The sequence below is a fragment of the Candidatus Coatesbacteria bacterium genome (genome assembly GCA_014728225.1).
Taxonomy (GTDB): Bacteria; RBG-13-66-14; RBG-13-66-14; order RBG-13-66-14; family RBG-13-66-14; genus WJLX01.
Window position 1 is genome coordinate 1 of record WJLX01000122.1, and the last position, 3,336, is coordinate 3,336.

Annotated in this window: 3 protein-coding genes; all 3 read left to right on the forward strand. The window is 64.8% G+C overall.

Annotated features, from left to right (window positions below):
- The first annotated feature begins 64 nt into the window (after positions 1–64).
- Genes GF399_08820 through GF399_08830 form a run of 3 tightly spaced genes read left to right on the forward strand, consistent with a single transcriptional unit; the run spans position 65 to position 3,194 of the window.
- Complete coding sequence (locus GF399_08820) at positions 65–1,210, forward strand: hypothetical protein (GenBank protein MBD3400421.1); 1,146 nt, start codon at positions 65–67, stop codon at positions 1,208–1,210.
- A gap of 27 nt (positions 1,211–1,237) precedes the next feature.
- Positions 1,238–1,507: an amphi-Trp domain-containing protein gene (locus GF399_08825; protein MBD3400422.1), complete on the forward strand. Its 270-nt coding sequence runs from the start codon at positions 1,238–1,240 to the stop codon at positions 1,505–1,507.
- A 13-nt stretch (positions 1,508–1,520) separates the two neighbouring features.
- Entirely contained in the window at positions 1,521–3,194 is a 1,674-nt protein-coding gene (locus GF399_08830) for a phosphotransferase (protein ID MBD3400423.1), read from the forward strand.
- Positions 3,195–3,336 lie beyond the last annotated feature (142 nt).

The window sequence follows — 3,336 nt, forward strand, 5'->3', positions numbered from 1 at the left end:
GTACACTTGCCTCACTTCTTGCAACATATGGTTACAGACGGGCGACTTACAACGTTATGAAACGATGAGCGACAGCCGCGCCGCAGCCAGGTCCAATCCGCCGACCGCCGAGCTGACCGACTGGGACTTCCAGGCCTACCGCCGCCTGGTCTCCACCGAGCTCAGCCGGCGGGAACTGGAGAAGCTGATCACGCCGCCCCGGGTCTATCCGGACCAGCGGGTGATCCTGGCCGTCCACTGGCACCCCGAGCACATCCCCCTCGAGGTGGCGATGACCCGCTACCGGGCCACCTTCCCCGGACGGACCATGGACCTGGTCATCCCCACCCAACACAACGAGATCCTGGTCCTCGGCGGCTACGCCGGCGTCGAGGTCGACTGCCACGCCCGGAGCTTCAGCACCAAGGTCCAGCTCCTGCTGCACTTCGAGGCCGAGCGCATCGCCGAGGCCGACGCGCTCAAGGGGATGATCGCCCACACCTTCAAGTACCGCTCCAGCCAGCTCCACCAGTTCATCGATACCATCGTCAATCCCAAGCTGGCCCCCCTGTTCCGCGAAGCCGCCGAGCTCGGCGCCGCCGAGGACGAGCTGGTCGAATTCATCCGCCTGCACACCGGCAAGCTCAAGGGGCTGCTCGAGCGGAGCCGGGATTCGACGCCGCCGGCGATGATCAAGAACAAACTCCTCTCCGGCTACTTCGACCTACTGCGCGAACACCACGACGATCACTTAATCGACCGCGCCCAGCTCGTGTTGCGCAACGTCAAGCGGCTGGTCAAGCGCGACTTCTCCCTGGAATACTTCTTCGAGGTCGAGGAGATCATCGAGGAGACGCGCTCGGTGGGCGGCGGCATCGTGGTGCCCCACCCCGAGCAGTTCTGGCCGGTGCTGCTGGCCGAGTACGACGTCGACGGCTACGAGGTCTGGAACCCCCAGTCCCAGCAGTACACCCGCTTCCTGATCGACGTACTGATCCGCCAGAACCGCCGGCGCGAACGTGGGCGTCGTCCGCTACTGGTCTTCATGGGCGACGACACCCACCTGTCGACCAAACTCAAGGACCCGCGACACCTGCGACCGATCAAAGCCCACCGTGAGGTGGGCGTCCAGTCGGCCTGGGACGAGGTGGCTATTCAGAAATGCTTGAGCGTCGGGGGCTTCAACCGCCGTTCGGTCATCGAGGAGTACATGGCCCGTCTCTGTGGCTGAGCCGCCGAGGCGGAAGGGGGAGGCGCGATGGCGAAAGACGAAACCTTCGAATACGAATCGCTTCAGGACGTCAAGTCGGTGATCAAGTACCTGCGGGCCATCTGCGACGGCTTTGACAAGGGTCTGCTGATCTTCGGCAAGCGCGACAACCAGGTGGTCCTCGAACCCCGGGGGTTGATCAAGATGAACCTGGATGTCAAACGCAAGAAGGACCGCAACAAGATCACCCTGAAGCTGTCCTGGCGCGATTCGGCGACAAAACTCACCGATGACAGCCTGACCATCGAAAACGGATGAGCGGCGGAATGCGATGCATACCATTACCGGTCTAGTCGAGAACTTCCGCTTCATGGTCCTCGAGGTGACCAAGCAGGTCGAGGACGCCTACGCCGCCCTCGAGGATCCCGACGAGGTGAGCCTCGACCGCGTCGAGGAACGCGACGACTACATCGATAACCTCAAGGACGTCATCGAGAGCAAGTGCTATTCCCTGCTGGTCCAACTGCCCGCGGGCGACGACGGCGGCGCCGACCCCGCCGACCGCCGCCGCACCAATCGGCTCAAGGCCGTCAACACCATCGCCAACAACCTGGAGCGCATCGGCGACATGTGCTCCAACGTCGTACGCCAGACCGCCTTCATCGAGGACATCGGTTATATCCACCGCCGCGATTACCGCTCCTTCTTCGACGTCATCCTCGCCGCCCTCAAGCTGATCCCCGACGCCCTCCTCGAGGACGACGTCACCAAGGCCCTCGATATCTGTCGGGCCGAGTTCGAGACCGATCGCTACTGCGACGGCAACATCAGCGAGATCCTCATCGATCTGCGCTACAACCCCCGGCGCACCGGCGACCTGGTCACCTATCTGCTGATCGTGCGCTACCTCGAGCGCCTGGGAGACGCCCTGCTCAACATCGGCGAGGCGATCATCTCCAGCGTCGTCGGCGAGAAGCTGCGCATCTACCAGTACCGGGCCCTCGAGGAAACCCTGGGCGCCGAGGGCGTCAGGGAAGACGATGACGACGGCGTACGCTTCTCCCTGGCCCCCGTCGGCCAGACCCGTTCCGGTTGCCGGGTCGGCCGGGTCACCGAGCACCGCGACGACGGCTACCGCCGGGTGATCTTCAAAGAGGGCAAGCTGCGCAAGATCGCCCGGGAGAAGGAGAACCTCGAACGCTGGGAAGAGCTGGTCCCCGGTCTGCCGCCCCGGGTCTTCGGCTTCGAGAGCCGCGGCGACTACGGCTCGATCCTGATCGAGAACCTCAACGGCACGACCCTCCAGTCCCTGGTCGTCGGCGGCGATCAAATCCGCCTGGCCCGGGCCCGCCGGGGCCTCTTCGCCGCCCTCGAGGATATCTGGAGCCGCACCCTCGAACCCGGCCCGGTCAACGCCGGCTTCATGAGGCAGCTCAACTCCCGCCGCCCCTCCGTCGAGCGCGTCCACCCCGGTCTGTTCGACAACGGCTCGCGCATCTGCAACCTCGAAGCGCCGCCCCTCGGCGAGCAGCTCCGCCGCGCCGCCGAGCTCGAAGACGAACTCGAAGCCCCCTTCTCGATCTTCATCCACGGCGACTTCAACCTCGACAACGTCATCTTCGACGCCGAAAACGGCCGCGTCCACTTCATCGACGTCAACCGCTCACGCCGCGGCGACTACGTCCAGGACGTCTCCGTCTTCCTGGTCTCCAACTTCCGCCTGCCCGTCTTCGACCCGGCGATCCGCAACCGCCTCGAGAAAACCATGGGCGCCTTCCTGGCCTTCGCCCGGGACTTCGCCCGCCGCCGCGACGACGTAACCTTCCAGGCCCGCCTGACCCTCGGCCTGGTGCGCTCACTGGTCACCTCGACCCGCTTCACCCTCGACGCCGAGCTGGCCCGGGCCATGATCCTGCGCGCCCAGTATCTGCTGGACAACCTCCTCGATGGACATGACGGAAGCTGGGAAACCTTCGAGCTGACCGCCGAGGCCCTGGCCATCTAACGCCGGAATACGCCACTGGCTCCGGGAGACCGTTGAAAACAGCCCCTGCGACGGTCAGGAAACCCGCCCCGCCGGAACCGGCACGGTTTTTGCGGAGGCGGACCGTTATCGTCGGCCGTAACGGTCGCCGAGATGCAAAAAC